Here is a 21,890-nt window from a genome sequence, read left to right as displayed (position 1 = left end):
GCGAGGCGGAAACCCGGCGCCGGGTTTCCGTCATCGCCCGCCCGCATGGCAGCTGAACCACTCAGCGATTCCGGCACGGCACTTGCATGAGCACCGGGGGCAAGCCTCCTTGTTCCCGCTCCATGGAATCGCGCCACATGACCCACTCCGTCACCTCGATCCTTTCGCAGATCCGCAGCTTCCAGACCCAGGCCTCGCAGCCTCTGGCCAGCCCGCTGGGGGAGATGCCGCGCACCAATGCGATCCCGACCGGAGCCCCGGGCAGCATCGGCGCGCCCGCGCCTGCCAGTTTCAGCGACACCCTGCGCGGCGCCCTGTCCGGGGTGAACGAGGCACAGGCCAAGTCCGGCGCGCTGGCCCGCGACTTCGAACTGGGCGTGCCGGGTGCAGACCTGGCCAAGGTCATGGTCGCTTCGCAGCAGTCCCAGATCGCCTTCCGCGCCACCGTGGAAGTCCGCAACCGTCTCGTCCAGGCTTACCAGGACGTGATGAACATGCCGCTGTAAGGATCACCTGCGATGGCCTTGACCCTTTCCAAGGAAGCACTGAACGGCGAAAAGGCCGGGCAGTGGTTTGATCGCCTGCAGAGCCTGCAGATCGCCCGCCGCCTGGGCCTGATGGCGATGATCGCCGTGGCCGTCGCCGCCGGCCTGGCCGTGTTCTTCTGGTCGCAGAAGCCAGGCATGGTGCCGCTGTACACCGGCCTGGACCAGAAGGCGACCGCCGAAGCGACCGACCTGCTGCGCGCCGCGCAGATCCCGTTCGAACTGGACGCGGCAACCGGTGGCATCACCGTGCCGGAGAAGAACCTGCACGATGCCCGCCTGAAGCTGGCCAGTTCCGGCCTGACCGACAGCGGTCGGCTGGGCTTTGAGCTGATGGAGCGCGATCCCGGCTTCGGCGTGAGCCAGTTCGTGGAGAGCGCGCGCTACCAGCATTCGCTGGAGACCGAACTGTCGCGCACCATCAACACGCTGCGCCCGGTGCGTGATTCCCGCGTCCACCTGGCCATTCCCAAGCCCAGCGCGTTCACCCGCCAGCGCGACGTAGCCAGCGCCTCGGTGGTGCTGGAACTGCGCGGCGGCCAGCAGCTGGAACGCGGCCAGGTCGATGCGATCGTGCACATGGTCGCCGCCAGCATCCCCGACCTGACCCCCGAACGCGTCACCGTGGTCGACCAGAGCGGCCGCATGCTCAGCGTGTCCGATCCGAACAGCGAAGCGGCGCTCAATGCCGCCCAGTTCGAACAGGTGCGGCGCCAGGAAACCTCGTTCAACCAGCGCATCCGCGAGCTGCTGGAGCCGATGACCGGCCCCGGCCGGGTCAAGCCGGAAGTGACCGTGGCGATGGACTTCTCCACCACTGAAGAGGCGCGCGAGCTGTACAACGGCGAGCCGGCCAAGGTCCGCAGCGAACAGACCAGCGAGAATTCCACCAGCACCACCGGCCCGCAGGGTGTGCCGGGTGCGGCCAGCAATGCCCCGCCCGGCCAGCCGGCGCCGGCGGCCACGGCGGCCGCACCGACGGAAACCTCGCGCAATGCCACGCGCAACTACGAACTGGACCGCACCCTGCAGCACACCCGGCAACCGGGTGGCCGCATCGAGCGCGTTTCGGTAGCGGTGCTGCTGGACAACGTGCCGCGCCCCGGCGCCAACGGCAAGATGACCGAACAGGCCCTGTCGGCGGCCGAGCTGACCCGCATCGAGGGCCTGGTCAAGCAGGCGGTCGGCTTCAACGCCGAGCGCGGCGACACCGTGTCGGTGATGAATGCCCCGTTCGTGCGCGAAGTGACCCCGGTGGAAGGCCCGAACTGGTGGGAACTGCCGTGGGTGCAGGACGGCCTGCGCCTGCTGCTGGGCGCCATCGTGGTGCTGGCGCTGCTGTTCGGCGTGCTGCGTCCGGCGCTGCGCGCGATCAGCGGCAATGGCCCGAAGCCGGCGCAGCTCGGCCAGGATCCGCTGACCGCCGATGTGCAGCTGGTGGACGATGACATGGACCTGCCGGCCCTGGAGCGCGACCGCGCCAGCCTGGGGGGCGTACCGCTGGCGCTGCCGGTGGACTCTTACGAAGAACGACTGCGGATGGCACGCGAATCAGTGAAGACCGACTCCAAGCGCGTGGCCCAGGTGGTCAAGGGCTGGGTGGCCCATGAGTGAGGCCCAGCTCAACGGCGTGCAGCGCGCCGCGATCCTGCTGCTGTCGCTTGGCGAACAGGAAGCCGCCGACGTGCTGCGCCACATGGAACCCAAGGAGGTGCAGAAGATCGGCATCGCCATGGCGACCATGAGCAACGTCACCCGCGAGCAGGTCGAAGGGGTGATGGACAGCTTCAACAACGAACTGATGTCCAAGACCTCGCTGGGCGTCGGATCGGACGACTACATCCGCAACATGCTGGTGCAGGCGCTGGGCAGCGAGAAGGCCAACAGCCTGATCGACCGCATCCTGCTCGGCCGCAACACCACCGGACTGGACGCGCTGAAGTGGATGGATCCGCGCGCAGTGGCCGACCTGGTGCGCAACGAGCACCCGCAGATCATCGCCATCGTGATGGCCCACCTGGAAACCGACCAGGCCGCCGATGCCCTGAAGTTGCTGCCCGAACGCACCCGCGTGGACGTGCTGCTGCGCATCGCGACCCTGGACGGCATTCCGCCGAACGCGCTGAACGAGCTGAACGAAATCATGGAACGCCAGTTCGCCGGCAACCAGAACCTGAAGTCGTCCAACATCGGTGGCGTACAGGTGGCGGCCAGCATCCTCAACTTCATGGACAGCGGCCAGGACCAGGTGATCCTGGGCGAGATCGCCCGCGTGGATGCTTCGCTGAGCGGCCGGATCCAGGAAATGATGTTCGTGTTCGACGACCTGGTGGACCTGGACGATCGCGAAATGCAGCTGGTACTGCGCGAGGTAAGCGGCGAACGACTGGGCCTGGCCCTGCGTGGCGCCGACATCCGGGTGCGCGACAAGATCACCCGCAACATGTCCCAGCGCGCCGCCGAAATCCTGCTGGAAGACATGGAAGCACGCGGTCCGGTGCGCCTGTCCGACGTGGAAGGCGCGCAGCGCGAGATCCTGGCCATCGTCAAGCGCATGGCCGATGAGGGCACGGTCACCCTGGGCGGCAGCGCGGAGGCGATGCTGTGAACACCACCGCCATCCGCTGGAATGCGCCCGACCTGCTGGCCGCCACGCAGTTGCTGCTCGACGAGCAGGCCCTGCACGACGAGCCGGAGATCGAACCCGAACCGATCCTGCAGCCGCCCACGCTGGAAGAGATCCAGGCCATCCAGGACGCCGCCGAGAAAGAAGGGTTCGCCCACGGCCATGCCGAAGGCTATGCCCAGGGACAGGCGGAAGTGCGCCGCGTGGTCGCGCAGATGGAAGGCATCCTGGACAACTTCAGCCGGCCGCTGGTGCGGCTGGAAAACGAGGCCGTCGCGGCCCTGGGCGAACTGGCCGTGCGCATTGCCGGCACCCTGGTCGGCCGCGCTTACCAGACCGATCCGGAACTGCTGGCGCAGCTGGTCGCCGAAGGCGTGGATGCGGTCGGCACCAGCAGCCGCGATGTCGAAGTGCGCCTGCACCCGGATGACATCGCGGCATTGTCGCCGCTGCTCACCCTGTCGCCGCAGCAGCGCGCCTGGTCCCCGATGCCGCGCTGAGCCGCGGCGACCTGCGCGTGCATGCCGAAAGCGTGCGCATCGACGGCACCCTGGAAGCCCGCCTGCGCGGCGCGCTGGACAAGGTCATGCGCCAGGTCGGGAGCGCGTCATGAGCACGCTCGACCTGCCGCTGCCGCCGGAATGGACCGGCGCCCGCAACCTGCGCCTGGGCGCGCGCCTGGACGCCCTGAATTTCGACACCCTGCACGGACGCGGGCTGATCCGCGAAGGCGTGCTGCGCCGCGCCGTCGGCCTGACCCTCGAAGCGGTCGGCTGCGAGGCCCCGCTCGGCGCCAGCTGCAAGGTGGAAGTGGATGGCGGCTGGGTCGATTCTGAAGTGGTCGGCTTCGCCGGCGAACGTACCTACCTGATGCCCAGCGCGGAACTGCACGGCCTGCTGCCCAACGCCCGCGTGGTGCCCTCGCTGCGGCGTGGCGGCGGCGTGGACGTGGGTGAAGGCCTGCTCGGCCGCGTCATCGACAGCGACGGGGTGCCGCTGGACGGCAAGGGCCCGATCCGTGCCGAAGGCTCGGTCGGCATGGCCGGCGTTTCGATGAATCCGCTTTCGCGCGAACCCATCACCCAGCCGCTGGACGTGGGCGTGCGCGCGATCAACGCCCTGCTACCGATCGGACGCGGCCAGCGCGTGGGCCTGTTCGCCGGCTCCGGCGTCGGCAAGTCCACCCTGCTTGGCATGATGACCCGCTTCACCTCGGCCGACGTGATCGTGGTCGGGCTGATCGGCGAGCGTGGCCGCGAAGTCCGCGACTTCGTCGAATCCACGCTGGGCGAAGAAGGCCTGCGCCGCGCCGTGGTGGTGGCCGCGCCGGCCGACCGCCCGCCGCTGGCGCGCCTGCACGGCGCTTACCGCGCAACGGCCATTGCCGAGTGGTACCGCGACCAGGGCCTGAACGTGCTGCTGCTGATGGATTCGCTGACCCGTTTCGCGCAGGCGCAGCGTGAGATCGGCCTGTCGGTCGGCGAACCGCCCACCACCCGCGGCTACCCGCCATCGGTGTTCGCCAAGCTGCCCGCGCTGGTGGAGCGCGCCGGCAACGGCGCCAAGGGCCGTGGCTCGATCACCGCCTTCTACACCGTGCTGACCGAAGGCGATGATCCGCAGGATCCGATCGCCGACGCGGCGCGCGCCATCCTGGACGGCCACATCCTGCTGTCGCGCCGGGTAGCCGACAGCGGCCTGTATCCGGCCATCGACGTGGAAGCGTCGGTCAGCCGCGTGGTCACCGAGATCGCCGACGAGCCGTGGCGCCTGCGCATCCGCAAGCTGAAGCGGCTGGTATCGGCGTATTCGTCCAACCGCGACCTGATCGCCATCGGCGCCTACCAGCGTGGCAACGACGCGGCCACCGACGAGGCGCTGGAGCGCTGGCCCGAGATCGTCGAATTCCTCGGCCAGGACGTGGCCAAGGCCGCCGACCTGCCCCACAGCCAGGCCGCGTTGAAGCGCCTGGTGGAACCGGAGAATCCCGCATGATGCAGTCCAAGCGAATCGACCCGCTGCTCAAGCGCGCGCAGGAAAAGGAAGACACCGTCGCCCGCGACCTGGCCGAGCGCCAGCGCACGCTCGACACCCATCTGTCGCGGCTGGACGAACTGCGCCGCTATGCCGAGGAGTACGCCAACGCACAGATGGCCGCCACCAGCCCGGCGCAGCTGCTGAACCGGCGTGCCTTCCTGGACCGGCTGGACAGCGCGGTCAGCCAGCAGAGCCAGACCGTGGACAGCAACCGCGAAAAGGTGGAAGCCGAGCGCGCACGCCTGCTGCTGGCCAGCCGTGACAAGCAGGTGCTCGAACAGCTTGCCGCCAGTTATCGCGCACAGGAACAGCAGGTGGTGGAAAAGCGCACCCAGCGCGAAATGGATGACCTTGGCGCGCGCCGGGTCCGCCTGCTGCAGGCGGGCGATGGTGACTCCGGCGGCCAATCATGATGGCCGCATCCCTCAGCGGTGCAGTCACCCCGGGTGCCGGCAATGGCGCACCCGCGCGCGCGTCGGCCGCTGGCAGCGATGCGCCCGGAAACGGATTCGAGCGCCTGCTGAAGGGCGGCGACGGCGGGTCCTCCGCCACCCCGGCGGCGCAGGCGACCGACACCGCGCCCGCGCGGAAGGATGCGCAGGCGCCCGGCGCTGACCCGGACGCGGAAGCGACTGCGGCCGACGCCGCCAGCGGGACCCCGGCTGCCAGTCCGGCCACCGCGGCGGACCAGCCGGATACCGAGACGACCGACGAGGTGGCCGCCGCGTGGCCGCCGCCGGGACTGGCCGGCCTGCTGCTGTCCGTCGCCCCCGCAGCGCCGGACGCAGCACCCGCGGCGGCCACCCCGGTGGCAAACGGCGCCCCCGCATCGGCCCCCGTCACGGCCCTGCCTGCCCTGGCGAACGCCGCCGCAGGCGCCGCCCCGGGCGGCATCGCATTGGCCGCGGCCGCCACCGCAGTCGATGCGTTGCCCGCCGACGTCGAAGCAGCGCTCGCCGCGCTTGGCGCCGAACCCGGCGACAGCAACGACGAGGCCGCCCCGGCGCCGCTGCTGCACGCCCCCGGTGCGTTGCAGGCCACCCGTTCGGCGGCCGACATCACCCTGGCGCGCGCGGTCGACCCGACCCCCACCCCGATACTCGGGCAGGAAGGCTTTGACGAAGCCATCAGCGCACGCGTCGGCTGGCTGGCCGAACAGAAGATCGGCCACGCCCACATCCGCATCAGCCCGGACGACATGGGCACGATCGACGTGCGCCTGCAGATGGACGGCGACAAGGTCCACGCCAGCTTCAGCAGCCCGCACGTGGATGTCCGCCACGCACTGGAAAGCACCCTGCCGCGGCTGCGTGAACTGCTCGGCGAGCAGGGTTTCCAGCTCGCCCATGCCGATGTCGGCCAGCAACAGCAGGGCGAATCCGGCCAGACACCACGTGGCAGCAGCTTCCCGGCCAACGGCGATGGCGATCCCGGCGCAGCCGAAGTGACGCTCTCGAGCGCCCAGCTGATCCGCCAGCGGGGGCTGCTGGACGTCCACGCGTGACGGTTTGCCGCCGCCAATAAACCGTCGGAGGTGGCCGCGAACGGCTGAGCCCCTCGTGGTTGGTCGCCAAAAGCCTTTCCTGGTTTGGGCCGGGCGGTGGGACTGGTCGGGGGACGGCAAAAACTGCATCCATGCGGGCCTCGTTTCGTGCCATCCATGGCACGGGACCACGCCACCGCATTCGCGCTGTCGCTCCCACGCTTTGCTCCGCAAACCGCGGGCCCCGTCTCACCAGCACCCACACCCCGCCGCTTCGCGGCCGCCCCTGACTCAGGGGCTCCCTAGCCCCATCAGCCCTTGGGACGGGGTCAGAGTCCTTTCGCGCAGCGAAAGGACTCTGACCCCTGCCTTTATTTTTCTTTTCAACGTGGCGGGACGCGCGCGCGGGCTGTCAGGGCCGGGCGGGAGGGGTTGGTGGGGGCGTTGAGCGCCATGGATGGCGCGAAACGAGGCCCGCAGGAGCGGCTCTTGCCGTCCCCCACCAACCCCTCCCGCCCGGCCAAACCCAGCAAACCAGCTCCAACCGACCCGCCACGAGGGGCCCAGCCGCTCGCCGCCACGCGCGCGGCACGCCACTTGCATGTGCCCGGAGGCAACCTCCAGGAGCTCCACACGTGGCCGCAGCCGCAGACAAAACCAAGAAATCCGCCGACAAGGACAAGGCCGCCCCCTCGCGCCGTCCCGTGCTCGTCATCGCCCTGATCGCGGTCGTCGCCGCCGCAGCCGCCGGCGGCGCCGTGTGGTACTTCACCCAGGCCCCGCATGCCGCCGATGGCAGCCCCGCCACCTCGGCCAAACCGAAGGCCCCGCCGGCACCGGCCCAGTACTTCGGCCTGGAACCGCCGTTCGTGGTCAACCTCAACGGCCCGGTCGACGGCCCGCGCTACCTGCAGGTGGAAGTGCAGCTGATGACCCGCGACAGCTCCGCACTGGAAGCGATCAAGACCCATTCCCCCGCCCTGCGCGCCCGCCTGCTGATGCTGTTCTCGCAGGTCACCCCCGACCAGATCGCCGACCGCGCCGGCAAGGAAAAGCTGCAGGCCGCCTCGCTGGCCGAAGTCCAGAAGGTGCTGCTGGCCGAGACCGGCAAGAAGTGCGCCGACGACCTGCTGTTCACCAGTTTCGTGACCCAGTAAGGGCGCCTGATGAACGACTTGCTGTCACAGGATGAAATCGACGCCCTGCTGCATGGCGTGGACAGCGGCGCGGTGGAAACCGACGACGACGGCGCGGTTCCGGGCGAAGCCCGCAACTACGACTTCGCCAGCCAGGACCGCATCATCCGCGGTCGCATGCCGACCCTGGAAATGGTCCACGAGCGCTTCGCGCGCCTGTGGCGGATCGGCCTGTTCAACCTGATCCGGCGCTCGGCCGAGCTGTCGGTGCGCGGCATCGAACTGGTCAAGTTCAACGACTACATGCACACGCTGTACGTGCCGACCAACCTCAACCTGATCCGCTTCAAGCCGCTGCGCGGCACCGGGCTGATCGTGTTCGAACCCACCCTGGTATTCGCCATCGTCGACAACTTCTTCGGCGGCGACGGGCGCTACCCGACCCGCATCGAAGGCCGCGAGTTCACCGCCACCGAAATGCGCGTGATCCACCTGCTGCTGAAGCAGACCTTCGCCGACCTGCGCGAAGCGTGGGCGCCGGTGATGGACGTGGAATTCGAGTACATCAACTCGGAAATCAACCCGCATTTCGCCAACATCGTCACCCCGCGCGAGTACGTGGTGGTGTGCCGGCTGCACGTGGAGCTCGATGGCGGCGGCGGCGACATCCACGTCACCCTGCCCTATTCGATGCTCGAGCCGATCCGCGAACTGCTCGATGCCGGCATCCAGAGTGACCGCAACGACCGTGACGAAAGCTGGGGCCAGACCCTGCGCGAACAGCTCAACGTGGCCGAAGTCACCCTGTCCAGCGTGCTGGCCACCAAGCGCATGAGCCTGCGCGAGCTGACCCGCATGAAGGTCGGCGACATCCTGCCGATCGAGCTGCCGCAGCACGTGCCGATCTGCGTGGAGGACATCCCGGTGTTCACCGGCAGCTTCGGCGTGGCCAACGGCATGAACGCTGTGAAGATCACCGCTACCCATCCGCCGGGCACGCGTCCACGCGTCCCGGTCATCCAGGAAGAACCGAAATGAATGAAACCGAGCGCCAAGAAGCCATCGCCGCCCAGTTCGAAGCCCTGCAGGCCGAAGAGGCGACCGGTGCCGACCTCAACCTGGACGTGATCCTGGACGTGCCGGTGACCCTGTCGCTGGAAGTCGGCCGCGCCCGCCTGCCGATCCGCAACCTGCTGCAGCTCAACCAGGGTTCGGTGGTGGAACTGGAACGCGGCGCGGGCGAATCGCTGGACGTGTTCGTCAACGGCACGCTGATCGCGCATGGCGAAGTGGTGGTGATCAACGACCGCTTCGGCGTGCGTTTGACCGACGTGGTCAGCCCGAGCGAACGGATCCGGAGACTGCGTTGAGCCTGTCCCTGCTCATTGCCACCAGCCAGGCGGCCAGCAAGGCCGCCGCGCCGCTGGTCGGCCAGCATGCACCGTCCACCCCGGGCCTGTTCGGCGCGGTGCTGGCGCTGCTGCTGGTGCTGGCGCTGGTGGTCGGCCTGGGCTGGTTGCTCAAGCGCATGCCCGGCAGCAGCTTCCGCCAGGCCGAAGGGTTGAAGCTGGTCGCCAGCATCGCCGTCGGCGCCAAGGAGCGCGTGGTGGTGCTGGAGGTCAACGGCGAGCAGATCCTGCTCGGCGTCACCGCCGGTGGCATCAGCAAGCTGCAGACCCTGGCCGAACCGCTGCCACCGCCGACGCCGATGCGCGTGCCGGACCTGAAGAACCTGCCCAATTTCGCCCAGCTGCTGCAGCAGCGGCTGCGCAAGGATTCCTGAGATGCGCCTGATGTCGAAGTCGCCCGCCATGCCGACGCTGGCCACTGCCCGCTGGCTGCCCTGGCTGACCCTGCTGTTGATGCTGCTGCCGGCCCTGGCGTTCGCCGCGCCGGGCGCACCGGGCACCCCGTTGCCGGACGTCAACGTCGGCCGCATCGGTGGGCAACCGGTCAGCCTGCCGCTGCAGACCCTGCTGCTGATGACCGCGATCACCCTGATCCCGTCGATGCTGCTGGTGCTGACCGCCTTCACCCGCATCATCGTGGTGCTGGCCCTGCTGCGGCAGGCGCTGGGTACCGGCCAGACCCCGTCCAACCAGGTGTTGCTGGGGCTGGCACTGTTCCTGACCGCGATGATCATGCTGCCGACCTGGGACAAGGCCTGGAGCGCCGGCATGGCGCCCTACCTGGATGGCCAGATCGATTTCCAGACCGCCTGGACGCTGACCACCCAGCCACTGCGCGGCTTCATGCTGGCGCAGATCCGCGAAACCGACCTGATGACCTTCGCCGGCATCGCCGGGCATGGCACCTACGCCAGCCCGGATGCGGTGCCGTTCCCGGTGCTGGTTGCCTCCTTCGTCACCAGTGAGCTGAAGACCGCCTTCGAGATCGGCTTCCTGATCTTCATCCCGTTCGTGATCATCGACCTGGTGGTGGCCAGCGTGCTGATGTCGATGGGCATGATGATGCTGTCGCCGATGCTGGTGTCGGCACCGTTCAAGATCCTGCTGTTCGTGCTGGTGGATGGCTGGGTACTCACGGTCGGCACGCTGGCCGCCAGCTTCAATCCCGCCTGATGCGCGAGCCCTCGAGCACGCTCGGGGCGACCAGAAACGTTACCTGACGGAACCCCGATGTCTCCCGAACTTGCCTTGACCGAACTGCGTGGCGGACTGATCGCCACCTTGTGGGTGGCCGGCCCGCTGCTGTTGACCGTGCTGGTGGTCGGCGTGGTGGTGGGCGTGGTGCAGGCCGCCACCCAGCTCAACGAACCCACCATCGCCTTCGTGGCCAAGGCGGCCGCGCTGACCGCCGTGCTGTTCGCGCTGGGCAGCCTGCTGCTGGGGCACATGGTGGAGTTCACCATCCTGCTGTTCCAGCGCATTCCGCACCTGATCGGCTAGGCCGGCGGCGATGGATCCGGCTACCCAGATGGCAGCGGACGGCCTGCAGGCGTTCGGGATGATCGGCGACACGCTGTGGACCCTGCTGCGGCTGGGCGCGATGATCATGGCGATGCCGTTGATCGGCACCCGCGCGGTGCCGTCACGGATCAAGCTGCTGCTGTCGGCCACGCTGGCCATCGCGCTGGCGCCGATCCTGCCGCCGGTCCCCAGCTGGGTCGGCTTCGATGCGGCCACCGTGCTGACCATCTTCCGCGAACTGGTCATCGGCATCACCATCGGCTTCATGCTCAGGCTGGTGTTCGAAGCCGGGGCCCTGGCGGGCGAGCTCATCGCCCAAGGCACCGGCCTGTCTTTCGCGCAGATGGCCGACCCGATGCGCGGCGGCAGTTCAGGGGTCATCGGGCAGTGGTTCTACCTGATGTTCGGCCTGCTGTTCTTCACCGCCAATGGCCACCTGGCACTGATCTCGCTGCTGGTGGACAGCTACCGCGCCCTGCCGATCGGCACCACCCTGCCCGACCCGGCCGCGCTGGTCGGCGTCGCGCCGACATTCCTGCTGACCGTGCTGCGCGGTGGCGTGGGGCTGGCCCTGCCGCTGATCGTGGCGATGCTGGCAGTGAACCTGGCCTTCGGTGCACTGGCCCGTGCCGCGCCCGCGCTCAATCCGATCCAGCTGGGCCTGCCGGTTTCCCTGTTGCTCGGCCTGGCGCTGCTTGCGGTACTGGCTGGCGAAATGGGCCCCCCGGCGCAACGCCTGTTCGACGCCGCGTTCGAGGCCGCAGGCGCGGTGGTGCGCTGAGGCGGAAACGAGACGCAGCGCGTGACGTATCGGAACACACCCCGCGCAGACGGAGATCATTCCGACACCGGATGCGTTGGACGGCACATGTGCGACCACGTCAGGACACGCTAGATTCTGCAGCAGGAGCTTCAAGTCGGGATGCCAAGGGTGGGACACGGGCGCGCACGCTGCATGGGACGCCGTCCGCGCAACCTCCAGGCACCCCATCGTCCGGACAGGCGTGAGAATGCGGAGGTCGGCAATGCTGACGGGTAGCTATGATGGGTTTCTGGTCGCCGCCTCGTTCCTGGTCGCGGCGCTGGCATCGTTCACTGCGTTGATGATGGCCGCGCGCGCCGCGCGCGCGGTCGGCAATGCAGCCGCCTGGACGTGGCGTATCGGTGGCGGTTCTGCGATGGGGCTGGGTATCTGGTCCATGCACTTCATCGGCATGCTGGCGTTTTCCCTGCCGATCCCGCTGGGTTACGAACTGCTGCTGACGCTGGCCTCGCTTGCGGTCGCGGTGGGCTCTTCGGTGTTTGCCCTCTGGCTGGTCTCGCTGCCGACCCTGCCGCACGCCCGCCTTGTCGGCGGAGCGCTGCTGATGGGCAGCGGCATCGCCTCGATGCATTACATCGGCATGGCGGCGCTGAACATGCAGCCTGACATCGACTGGCACCACGGCTTCGTCACACTCTCGCTGCTGATCGCATTCGCCGCCTGCTGGTGCGCCCTGTTCATCGCCTTCCGGCTGCGCAGCCACTCCGGGCGTACCGTGCTGGGGCTGGGCGCGGCCTGCCTGCTGGGCGCGGGCATCTGCGGCGTGCACTACGCCGGCATGGCGGCGGCGCGCTTTCCTGCAGGCAGCGTCTGCGGCGCGCTCGGCGCCGACGACCTGCCCGCCAGTTCATTGGCCGTCCTGGTGGGCGCGGTCACCGTGCTGATCCTCGGCCTGGCACTGGGATTGGCCTGGATGGAACAGCGCCTGGAGACCCACCGCCTGCGCATGCGCAACGATGACCTCAGCAACAGCCTGGACGATGCCCAGGCCGAGCTCACGCGGGCAGCGCTGCACGATCCGCTGACCCACCTGCCCAACCGTCGGTTGCTGCAGAAGCGCATCGAACAGGAGCTGCTGCTGGCCGGGCAGACCGCGCGCCGCTTCGCGCTGATGTTCGTCGACCTGGACGGCTTCAAACAGGTCAACGACGTCTACGGACACCACACCGGCGATGCCCTGCTGGTGGCGGTCAGCGAACGCTTCCGCGCGCTGCTGGGCCCGGACGACCTGCTGGCCCGGCTGGGCGGGGACGAATTCGTGCTGGTGGCACGCGTTGACGATGTGGCCGGCATCACCGCGCTGGCCCAGCGCATGCAGGCAGCCACCGGCTTCATCCTGGTGGAGGGCCATCCGCTGGATGTTACGGCAAGCATCGGCATCGCCCTGTGCCCGGACCATGCGAGCTCCGAACGGCAGCTGATGGCCTGCGCCGACGCCGCCATGTACCAGGCCAAGGCGGCCGGCCGCAACCGGCATGTGATCTATGAAGAAGGCATGGGCGGCGGCGGCGGCCACCAGCTCGCCCTGCTTGCCGAACTGCGCGAGGCGAGCCGTCTTGGACAATGGGTGCTGCATTACCAGCCCAAGCTGGATATGGCCCGGCAGCGGGTCAGCGGCGCCGAAGCGCTGGTGCGCTGGAACCACCCGCAACGCGGGCTGGTGCCGCCTGACCAGTTCATCCCGTTGGCCGAGCGTTCCGGCCTGATCGGCGAACTGGGGCGCTGGGCGCTGGACGAGGCCTGCCGCCAGCTGCAGGCGTGGCACCGGCAGGGACACACGGACTGGTCGATGTCGGTCAACCTGTCCGCGCTGCAGTTCAATGCGCCCCGGCTGGAACATGATGTGACCCATGCCCTGGCCCGGCACGGCCTGCCTGCCCATCAGCTGGTCCTTGAAATCACCGAAAGCGCTCTGATGCAGGACACGGCCGCCACCGCCGCGCTGCTCAAGGCCCTGTCGACGCTGGGCGTCGGCATTTCCATCGATGACTTCGGCACCGGCTATTCCAGCCTGGTCTACCTGAAGCGCCTGCCGGCGACCGAGCTGAAGATCGACCATGCCTTCATCCGCGACCTGCCCGGCTCCCGCGAGGACAGGCTGATCATCGCCTCCATCGTGGCGCTTGGCCATGCGATGGGCATGCACATCGTCGCCGAGGGCGTGGAAACGCCCGCCCAGCGCGACTGCCTGCGGGAGCTGGGGGTGGATTACCTGCAGGGTTACCTGCTGGGTCGGCCGGTGGATGCAGCGCGTTTCGAGCAGCTGCATGCCTGGCCAGCGGCCAGGATCGCCGGCTGAGCCCGACCGGCCGAGTGCACGCTGCGCGGGGCGCGGGGCGCGGGGCGCGGGGCGCGGCACGGATCTTGCACGCAGGCGGTGATCCTCTGAGACCTGCGCGCGATGTCCGAGAACGAAGACGGCGGCGAAAAGACCGAACAACCAACAGAAAAACGCCTGCGCGAAGCCCGCGAACAAGGCAACACGCCGCGCTCGCGCGAGCTGGCGACCGCTGCGGTGTTCGGCGGCGGCGTGCTGGCGGTGATGGCCACCGGCGGCAGCCTGGCCGCGGGCGCCGTCGACTGGATGAAGCAGGCACTGAAGCCGGACCTGGCCCTGCGCCAGCACCCCATGGAGCTGTTCGGCCATGTCGGCGACCTGTTCCTGCGACTGCTGCTGGTGACCGCGCCCCTGCTGATCGTCTGCCTGCTGGCCAGCTTCCTGGCGCCGGTGGTGATGGGCGGCCTGCGCTGGTCGGCCAAGGCGATGATGCCGGACTTCACCCGGATGAACCCGGCCTCCGGCCTGAAGCGCCTGTACGGTCCGGAGGCCATCGCCGAGTTCACCAAGTCGCTGCTGCGCGTGGCCTTCGTCGGCGTCGGCGCCGGCATCGTGATGTGGGGCGGCATGGACCTGCTGCGCGGCCTGCTGCACCTGCCCCTGGAAAGCGCGATCGTGCGCGGCCTGGGCTTCACCCTGAAGCTGCTGCTGGGCACGGCGGTGGCGATGCTGCTGCTGGCCGCCATCGATACGCCGTACCAGCGCTGGAACTGGATGCGCAAGCTGAAGATGACCCGCGAAGAGCTGCGCCGGGAAATGAAGGAGAGCGAAGGCAGCCCGGAAGTAAAGGGGCGCATCCGCCAGATGCAGCACCAGATGGCCAACCGCCGGATGATGGAAGCGGTGCCGACCGCCGACGTGGTGCTGGTCAACCCGACCCACTACGCGGTGGCGCTGAAGTACGAAGGCGGCAAGATGGGCGCGCCCACCGTGGTGGCCCTGGGCGTTGATGAAACCGCCCTGCACATCCGCAAGATCGCTGAAGGCAACAAGGTCGCCATCGTCTCCGCGCCGCCGTTGGCACGCGCCTTGTATAGGGAAGGGGAACTCGGAAAGGAAATCCCCGTGAGACTGTATTCGGCCGTTGCCCAGGTGCTGTCCTATGTCTACCAGCTGCGCAGCTGGCGCGGCGGCCCGATGCCGGCCCAGCCCTACGTGGACGTGGCCGAACACCCGCCTGGCGCGCCGGCTGATGGAGCCCGTCGATGAGCGCGCAGGCCGGAGGGCTCAACACCCGCAGCCTGCTGGCGATGATCCGCCAGGGTCTTGGCGCGCCGCTGATCGTCATGGCCCTGCTGGCGATGGTGGTGGTCCCGCTGGCCGCGCCGGTGCTGGATGCCCTGTTCACCTTCAACATCGCCATTTCGATGATGGTGCTGCTGGCGGTGGTCTACGTGAAGCGGCCGCTGGATTTCACCATCTTCCCGATCGTGCTGCTGGTCACCACGATGCTGCGGCTGGCGCTGAACGTGGCCTCCACCCGGGTGATCCTGCTCAACGGCCAGAACGGCCACGAAGCAGCCGGCAAGGTGATCGCCGCGTTCGGTGAGTTCGTCATCGGCGGCAACTACGCGGTGGGCATCGTGGTGTTCGCGATCCTGACCATCATCAACTTCGTGGTGATCACCAAAGGTGCCGGGCGCGTTTCAGAAGTGACCGCCCGCTTCATCCTGGACGCCATGCCCGGCAAGCAGATGGCCATCGACGCCGACCTGAATGCCGGATTGTTGACGCGCGAAGAGGCCAAGCTGCGCCGCGAGGAAGTCCGCGAGGAAGCAGACTTCTACGGTGCGATGGACGGTGCCAGCAAGTTCATCCGCGGCGATGCGATCGCCGGCATCCTGATCCTCTTCATCAACATGATCGGCGGCCTGGCCGTCGGCATGCTCCAGCACAACATGGCCTTCGGCGATGCCGCGGCGACCTACACCCTGCTGTCCATCGGTGACGGCCTGGTGGCGCAGCTGCCGGCGCTGCTGGTGTCCAGCGCGGTGGCCATGCTGGTCACCCGCGCCTCGCGTTCGCAGGACATGAGCCAGGCGATGATGGGCCAGGTGTTCGGCCAGTACCGTGCGCTGGCGATCACCGCCGGCATCATCGGCGTGGTCGGCCTGGTGCCGGGCATGCCCAACGTCGCCTTCCTGACGCTGGCGGCGGTACTCGGCTTCCTGGCCTGGAAGATCTGGAAGAAGAGCCAGCTGGTGCAGGCGCAGGCCACCGACGCGCCAGCGGCCCCGGCGATGGATGCGCTGGGCCGCCCCGCAGCGCCCGCACCGACCGCCGAACTGACCTGGGACGAGCTGCGCCCGGTCGATCCGCTGGGGCTGGAAGTCGGCTACCGGCTGATCCCGCTGGTGGACGCAGCGCAGGGCGGCGAACTGATGGCGCGCATCAAGGGCGTGCGCCGCAAGCTGACCCAGGACATCGGCTTCCTGATTCCCTCGGTGCATATCCGCGACAACCTGGAACTGCCCGCCACCGCTTACCGGCTGCTGATCCACGGCGTGCCGGTGGCCACCGCCGAAATCCATCCGGACCGCGAGCTTGCGCTCGATCCAGGCAGCGCGCTGGGCCAGCTGGACGGCATCGCCGGCAAGGATCCCGCCTTCGGGCTGGATGCCACCTGGATCCAGCCGCACCAGCGCGCCCACGCCGAGACCATGGGCTACACCGTGGTCGACCCGGCTACCGTGGTCGCCACCCATCTGTCGCACCTGATCCGCGAACACGCCCCGGAACTGCTCGGCCATGAAGAGGTGCAGCAGCTGCTGGCCAACCTGGCCAAGAGCGCGCCGAAGCTGGTCGAAGACCTGACCCCGAAGGCGCTGCCGCTGTCGGTGGTGGTGCGCGTGCTGCAGAACCTGCTGGTCGAACGCATCCCGGTGCGCCAGCTGCGCAAGATCGCCGAGGCGCTGGTGGAGACCGCACCGTCCAGCCAGGACCCGGCCACGTTGACCGCGGCGGTACGCAACACGCTGGGCCGTTTCATCGTGCAGGAGATCGCCGGCATGTCCGCCGAGCTGCCGGTGTTCACCCTCAACCCGCAATTGGAACGCGTCTTGCAGGAGTCCACGCAGGGCAACGGCGCTGCGCTGGAACCCGGACTCGCCGAACGGCTGCACCAGAGCCTTGCCGACTGTGTCAGCAAGCAGGAAGCCCGCAACGAGCCCGCCGTGGTGCTGGTACCCGGCCCGGTCCGTGCCGCACTGGCGCGACTGGTCCGCCACAGCGTTCCTTCGCTGTCGGTGCTGGCCTACAGCGAAGTCCCGGAGGACAAGCGCTTGAAGCTGGTAGGCACCATCAGCTGATGCGCGCTCCCACCCGGTGGCGGAAAGCCGACAGCAGCGCCATTGCAACGTCTTGATCCACCCATTACCGAAGGGGACCCCGCACCGTGCTGACCACCGACCACCCGCGATCCCCTGCCCCTGAAACGAATCCGTCCCGGTACCCCAGCATGAAAATCAAACGATTCGTCGCCGCCGACATGCGCTCGGCCATGAACCTGGTACGCAAGGAACACGGCCCCGATGCGGTGATCCTGTCCAACCGGCGGATCGAGGAAGGCGTGGAAATCGTGGCGGCCGCGCACTATGACGAAAGCGTGGTGCAGCGCGCCCTGGAAACCGCACGCAAGGACAGCGCCCCGGCCGCGGCCCCGGCGCCGCGTCCGCGCACTGCCGCCGATGCGATGATCGCGGCGATGACCCGCCGCCGCACGCCGGAACAGGACGTCGAACCGGTGGCCGCGACCACTTCGGCAGTCGCCGCGCTGGCACGTGCGGCCGTCGGTGCCACCGGCCGCACGCTCAACAGCGCCGACGAAGGCGTGCCGCGTCGTGGCAGCGAAGGCTTCGCCGCCACCCTGGCGCGGGCCGCCGGTGGCCTCGCCCGGTTCCCGTCGCCGCCCGCCGTCAACGAACCGGCGCTGCCGGAGCAGATCTTCGCTCCCTTCGTGCAGCCGCCGGCCGATGCGCCGCGGATGGCCGCCAGCCGCCCGGCGCCGGCGCTGCCGCGCGCCTGGGTGGAAGACGAAACCTTCGAAGTGGCACCGCCGGCCGTGGCCGTAGAACCGCGCGTTCCCGCACCGGTCCTGCGCGCGCCGGCGGTGCTGCCGCCGCCGCTGCCGATGGCGTTTGCCGCACAGGTGCCGGAGCTGGACGAGGTCACTTCCGTGGCGGACATCTCCGCTGCCGCCAGCGCCGAGCCGTGCCCGGCCGAATCGGCACGTCCACGGCCCGCTTCGCTCGCCGACCATGGGTCGGCGCTGCCCCTGGCCACCAGCGCCGAGCCGTGCACGGCGGAATCCGCACCGGCTCCCGCGATCCAGCTGGCCGAGATCGTGCCGCCGCCGGCGCCGGTGGTTGCGCCCCCTACCCTCACCGTCATCGCCCGCGACGATGAAGAGATGCGCCACCTGCGCAATGAAGTGGCCGGCATGCGCCAGGTCATCGAACGCGAGATGCACCGCTTCACCGACGAGCGCCTGCGCGGCAACCCGGTGCGTGCCACCGCGCTGGACCTGATGGACGAATACGGCTTCGACGCCGGCATCGCCCGCGACGTGGTGCTGCAGATTCCGCTGGACACCGAAGCCCACCGTGGCCGCGGCCTGATGCTTGGCCTGCTGTCGCGCAAGCTGCCGATCTCGCCGGTCGACCCGCTGGAAGCCGGCGGCGTGATCGCGCTGGTCGGCCCCACCGGTGCCGGCAAGACCACCACCATCGCCAAGCTGGCGTCGCGCTTCGCCGAAGCCCACGCCCCGCGCGACGTCGCCCTGGTCACCACCGATACCGCGCGCATCGGTGCCCGCGAGCAGCTGTACGGCTTCGGCCGCCAGCTAGGCATCGCCGTGCACGAAGCCAACAGCGGGACCGACCTGGACCAGCTGCTGGAGCGCCTGAAGGATTACAAGCTGGTGCTGATCGACACCGCCGGCGTCGGCCCGCGCGACCGCACCCTGGCCTCGCAGCTGCAGTGGCTGCGTGCCGCACGCCAGGTCAGCACCCTGCTGGTGCTGCCGGCCAACACCAGTTTCGGCGACATGGACGAAGTGGTGCGCCGCTTCAGTGCCGCCAACCTGCAGGGCGTGGTGCTGAGCAAGCTGGACGAAACCGGCCGCTTCGGCACCGCCTTGTCGGTGGCCGTCGACCACCGCCTGCCGATCACCTGGGTGACCGACGGCCAGGACGTTCCCGAAGACCTGCACCGGGCCAGTGCAGCCAATCTCGTACTTCGCCTTGAAGATTTGCGCCGCGCGGCCGATATGCCCTGCAACCCGGAGTTGAACCATGCCGTCGCGTGAGTACGCCAAGCTGACCACCGCCTTCCCGTTGTCGGCCACCCGCAGCCAGCCGCTGGGCCCGGTCCGCACCATCGCCGTCACCGGCGGCAAGGGCGGCGTGGGCAAGACGAACGTTTCGGCCAACATGGCCGTGGCGCTCGCTGGCATGGGCAAACGCACGCTGCTGCTGGACGCCGATCTCGGCCTGGCCAACATCGACGTGATCCTGGGGCTGAAGCCGGAGTTCACCCTGGCCGACCTGATCGCCGGCCGCTGCACGCTGGAAGAAGTCATCATCGAAGGCCCGAACGGGGTGCTGGTGGTGCCTGCCGCGTCCGGTCGCCGGCACATGGCCGAACTGGCCCCGGCCGAACATGTCGGCCTGGTCAATGTGTTCTCCGAACTGGAGCGCGACCTGGATGTCATGGTGGTCGATACCGCCGCCGGCATCACCGATGGCGTCCTCACCTTCTGCCAGGCCGCCCAGGACACCGTGGTGGTGGTGTGTGACGAGCCGGCGTCGATCACCGATGCCTACGCCCTGATCAAGGTGCTGTCGCGCGAACGCGGCGTGGACCGGATCCAGGTGGTGGCCAACATGGTGCGCGACCCGAACGAAGGCCGCGTGCTGTATGAAAAGCTGAGCCGGGTCTGCGAAAAGTTCCTCGCCGACGTGTCGCTGAACTACCTCGGCTGCGTGCCGCAGGATGACTGGCTGCGCCTTTCCGTGCAGCGCCAGCAGCCGGTGGTGAAGGCCTACCCGTCCAGCCCATCGGCCCTGGCGATCAACGAAATCGCCCGCCGCACCGCCCGCTGGCAGGCCCCGACCGAGCCACGCGGCGGCGTCGAGTTCTTCCTCGAACGCATCCTCAAGCAGCGCGGGGTGGTCGCATGAAAGGCGCAGCGCAGTACCGCGAAGTACAGCGCACCGCGGCAACCGAATGCATCAACCAGCATTCGGACCTGGTGCGCCGCATCGCCCATCACCTGGCCGCCCGGCTGCCCGCCAGCGTGGAGGTCGACGACCTGATCCAGGCCGGCATGATGGGGCTGATCGAGGCCTCGCGCAGCTACGACGCCGACCAGGGCGCTTCGTTCGAAACCTACGCCTCGATCCGCATCCGGGGCTCGATGATCGACGAGATCCGCCGTGGCGACTGGGTGCCGCGCTCGGTGCATCGCCGTGCCCGCGACGCCGCCGCGACCATCCGCCGGCTGGAACAGGCCAGCGGCCGCGCCGCATCGGCCACCGAAGTCGCCGCGGCGATGGACATCCCGCTGCCGGATTACCTGCGGCTGATGGAAGATGCCTCGCGCGGCCAGGTGCTGAGCCTGGAATCACGGATCGAAGACCAGGGCGAGCTGGACACCATCGCCCAGGGCGGCCCGACCCCGCAGCAGGTGCTCGAACGCAGCCAGTTCGGCAGCGAACTGGGCAAGGCCATCGGCCACCTGCCCGAGCGCGAGCAGCTGGTGCTGTCGCTGTATTACGAACAGGAACTCAACCTTAAAGAGATCGGCGCAGTGCTCGGCGTGAGCGAGTCGCGGGTCTGCCAGATCCATGGCCAGGCGGTATTGCGCCTGCGTGGCCGCCTGAAAACCTTCGAGGCCGTTGACGCGGGCCTGGAAGCGTAAGTACCCAAGAGGAATCAAGCTTTGAACAAGAACATGCGCATCCTGATCGTCGACGACTTTTCGACCATGCGTCGCATCGTCAAGAACCTGCTCGGCGACCTCGGCTTCACCAACACCGCCGAAGCCGAAGATGGGCATGCCGCGCTGGCCATGCTGCAGAGCCAGCCCTTCGATTTCGTGGTCACCGACTGGAACATGCCGGTGATGACCGGCATCGAGCTGCTGAAGGCGATCCGCGCCGATGCACGCCTGAAGACCCTGCCGGTGCTGATGGTCACCGCCGAAGCCAAGCGCGAGCAGATCATCGAAGCGGCCCAGGCCGGGGTGAACGGCTACATCATCAAGCCGTTCACCGCACTGACCCTGCAGGAGAAGCTCGGCAAGATCTTCGAGCGCCTGGCGGCGAGCGCCTGATGGCCGTTGTCATGGACGCACCGATGGACAAGGCTTGGCTGGTACAGCGGCTGCAGGAAGCGCTTGCCGCGCTGGAAGCCGGCGACGAGGGCGGCTGGCGCGTGCAGATCGACGCCCTGGCCGCGGCACGCACCCAGCCGATGATGGCCGGCCTGTCACGGCTGGCGCGCGAGCTCGGCCAGGCACTGGGCGAGCTGCCCACCGTCAGCACCGATGCCGGCGAGCTGGACGATGCCTGCGCGCGCCTGGACCACGTGGTGACGATGACCGAACAGGCCACCCACCGCACCCTGGACCTGACCGAGGAATGCCGCGCCCTGACCGCCCGCCTCGATGATGAGGCCCTGCCGTTGCTGGAGCAGCAGCAGGCGCTCGAGCGCATCCGCCACAACCTGACCGAGATCGCCCTGACCCAGAGCTACCAGGACCTGACCGGGCAGATCATCCGCCGCGTGGTCGGCATCGTGCGCCGCGTGCACGAAGGCTTCGGTGCGCTGGGCCTGCCGCCGGAACTGCAGGCGCAGCGCCAGCAGGGCCGCCACGAGCCGGCGCTGGCCGGGCCCGCGGTACACGGCGTGGACCGCCATGCGGTGTCCCAGCACGACGCCGACGACCTGCTGTCCGACCTGGGGCTCTGAC

The 21,890-nt window shown here is 68.8% G+C and carries 21 protein-coding genes and 1 pseudogene; all 22 read left to right on the top strand.

Going from position 1 to position 21,890, the window contains the following annotated elements; translation table 11 throughout:
• The first annotated feature begins 137 nt into the window (after positions 1–137).
• The 22 genes and pseudogenes from fliE to QE373_RS08045 all read left to right on the top strand — a co-directional run bounded on the left by fliE (position 138) and on the right by QE373_RS08045 (position 21,889).
• Complete coding sequence (fliE, locus tag QE373_RS08150; RefSeq protein ID WP_057507709.1) at positions 138–506, top strand: flagellar hook-basal body complex protein FliE; 369 nt, start codon at positions 138–140, stop codon at positions 504–506.
• Positions 507–518: 12 nt separating this feature from the next.
• Complete coding sequence (gene fliF / locus QE373_RS08145; protein WP_057507693.1) at positions 519–2,159, top strand: flagellar basal-body MS-ring/collar protein FliF; 1,641 nt, start codon at positions 519–521, stop codon at positions 2,157–2,159.
• Positions 2,152–3,153: a flagellar motor switch protein FliG gene (gene fliG, locus QE373_RS08140; RefSeq protein ID WP_309685351.1), complete on the top strand. Its 1,002-nt coding sequence runs from the start codon at positions 2,152–2,154 to the stop codon at positions 3,151–3,153. Before fliF ends, fliG begins: the two co-directional genes overlap by 8 nt.
• 50 nt (positions 3,154–3,203) lie before the next feature.
• Positions 3,204–3,784 (top strand): annotated as a pseudogene (locus QE373_RS08135) (FliH/SctL family protein).
• Positions 3,781–5,166 (top strand): FliI/YscN family ATPase, encoded by a 1,386-nt coding sequence (locus tag QE373_RS08130; protein WP_057507691.1) that lies wholly within the window; start codon positions 3,781–3,783, stop codon positions 5,164–5,166. The pseudogene QE373_RS08135 and the gene QE373_RS08130 overlap by 4 nt, the downstream one beginning before the upstream one ends.
• Positions 5,163–5,621 carry a flagellar export protein FliJ gene (gene fliJ / locus QE373_RS08125; protein WP_309685348.1) on the top strand — a complete coding sequence of 153 codons (459 nt, stop codon included), beginning with the start codon at positions 5,163–5,165 and terminating at the stop codon, positions 5,619–5,621. The genes QE373_RS08130 and fliJ overlap by 4 nt, the downstream gene beginning before the upstream one ends.
• On the top strand, positions 5,621–6,712 hold the full coding sequence (locus QE373_RS08120) for a flagellar hook-length control protein FliK (protein WP_309685346.1): 1,092 nt from the start codon (positions 5,621–5,623) through the stop codon (positions 6,710–6,712). The genes fliJ and QE373_RS08120 overlap by 1 nt, the downstream gene beginning before the upstream one ends.
• A 614-nt stretch (positions 6,713–7,326) precedes the next feature.
• Positions 7,327–7,848, top strand: coding sequence for a flagellar basal body-associated FliL family protein (locus QE373_RS08115; RefSeq protein WP_309685344.1), 522 nt, complete (start codon positions 7,327–7,329; stop codon positions 7,846–7,848).
• A 9-nt stretch (positions 7,849–7,857) separates the two neighbouring features.
• Entirely contained in the window at positions 7,858–8,865 is a 1,008-nt protein-coding gene (gene fliM / locus QE373_RS08110; protein ID WP_309685342.1) for a flagellar motor switch protein FliM, read from the top strand.
• On the top strand, positions 8,862–9,197 hold the full coding sequence (gene fliN / locus QE373_RS08105) for a flagellar motor switch protein FliN (protein WP_042615526.1): 336 nt from the start codon (positions 8,862–8,864) through the stop codon (positions 9,195–9,197). The genes fliM and fliN overlap by 4 nt, the downstream gene beginning before the upstream one ends.
• A 2-nt stretch (positions 9,198–9,199) precedes the next feature.
• Positions 9,200–9,610, top strand: coding sequence for a flagellar biosynthetic protein FliO (gene fliO / locus QE373_RS08100; RefSeq protein WP_309689648.1), 411 nt, complete (start codon positions 9,200–9,202; stop codon positions 9,608–9,610).
• A 28-nt stretch (positions 9,611–9,638) separates the two neighbouring features.
• Complete coding sequence (gene fliP, locus QE373_RS08095) at positions 9,639–10,409, top strand: flagellar type III secretion system pore protein FliP (protein WP_057508270.1); 771 nt, start codon at positions 9,639–9,641, stop codon at positions 10,407–10,409.
• Positions 10,410–10,466: 57 nt separating this feature from the next.
• The gene (locus tag QE373_RS08090; protein WP_042615527.1) at positions 10,467–10,736 is read left to right on the top strand and encodes a flagellar biosynthetic protein FliQ; all 270 of its coding nucleotides are present in this window, start codon (positions 10,467–10,469) and stop codon (positions 10,734–10,736) included.
• Positions 10,737–10,746: 10 nt separating this feature from the next.
• Entirely contained in the window at positions 10,747–11,538 is a 792-nt protein-coding gene (gene fliR / locus QE373_RS08085) for a flagellar biosynthetic protein FliR (protein ID WP_309685337.1), read from the top strand.
• 244 nt (positions 11,539–11,782) lie between these two features.
• Positions 11,783–13,879: an EAL domain-containing protein gene (locus QE373_RS08080; protein WP_309685335.1), complete on the top strand. Its 2,097-nt coding sequence runs from the start codon at positions 11,783–11,785 to the stop codon at positions 13,877–13,879.
• Positions 13,880–13,981: 102 nt separating this feature from the next.
• On the top strand, positions 13,982–15,127 hold the full coding sequence (flhB, locus tag QE373_RS08075) for a flagellar biosynthesis protein FlhB (protein ID WP_309685333.1): 1,146 nt from the start codon (positions 13,982–13,984) through the stop codon (positions 15,125–15,127).
• Positions 15,124–17,226, top strand: a complete 2,103-nt coding sequence (gene flhA / locus QE373_RS08070) for a flagellar biosynthesis protein FlhA (RefSeq protein ID WP_057508262.1) — start codon at positions 15,124–15,126, stop codon at positions 17,224–17,226. Before flhB ends, flhA begins: the two co-directional genes overlap by 4 nt.
• 149 nt (positions 17,227–17,375) lie before the next feature.
• The gene (gene flhF / locus QE373_RS08065; RefSeq protein WP_309685330.1) at positions 17,376–19,223 is read left to right on the top strand and encodes a flagellar biosynthesis protein FlhF; all 1,848 of its coding nucleotides are present in this window, start codon (positions 17,376–17,378) and stop codon (positions 19,221–19,223) included.
• The gene (locus QE373_RS08060; protein ID WP_057508264.1) at positions 19,210–20,097 is read left to right on the top strand and encodes a MinD/ParA family protein; all 888 of its coding nucleotides are present in this window, start codon (positions 19,210–19,212) and stop codon (positions 20,095–20,097) included. Before flhF ends, QE373_RS08060 begins: the two co-directional genes overlap by 14 nt.
• On the top strand, positions 20,094–20,837 hold the full coding sequence (locus tag QE373_RS08055) for an RNA polymerase sigma factor FliA (RefSeq protein WP_042613866.1): 744 nt from the start codon (positions 20,094–20,096) through the stop codon (positions 20,835–20,837). The genes QE373_RS08060 and QE373_RS08055 overlap by 4 nt, the downstream gene beginning before the upstream one ends.
• Before the next feature lie 21 nt (positions 20,838–20,858).
• A complete protein-coding gene (gene cheY, locus QE373_RS08050; RefSeq protein WP_057508265.1) occupies positions 20,859–21,251 on the top strand; it encodes a chemotaxis response regulator CheY in 393 nt (130 codons plus the stop codon).
• Positions 21,251–21,889: a protein phosphatase CheZ gene (locus QE373_RS08045; protein ID WP_185000272.1), complete on the top strand. Its 639-nt coding sequence runs from the start codon at positions 21,251–21,253 to the stop codon at positions 21,887–21,889. Before cheY ends, QE373_RS08045 begins: the two co-directional genes overlap by 1 nt.
• Position 21,890 lies beyond the last annotated feature (1 nt).

The sequence above is a fragment of the Stenotrophomonas sp. SORGH_AS_0321 genome (genome assembly GCF_031453215.1).
In the GTDB taxonomy this organism is placed as follows: domain Bacteria; phylum Pseudomonadota; class Gammaproteobacteria; order Xanthomonadales; family Xanthomonadaceae; genus Stenotrophomonas; species Stenotrophomonas chelatiphaga.
The sequence above is the reverse complement of the archived record's forward strand: the minus strand, read 5'-3'. Positions and strand labels throughout refer to the sequence as shown.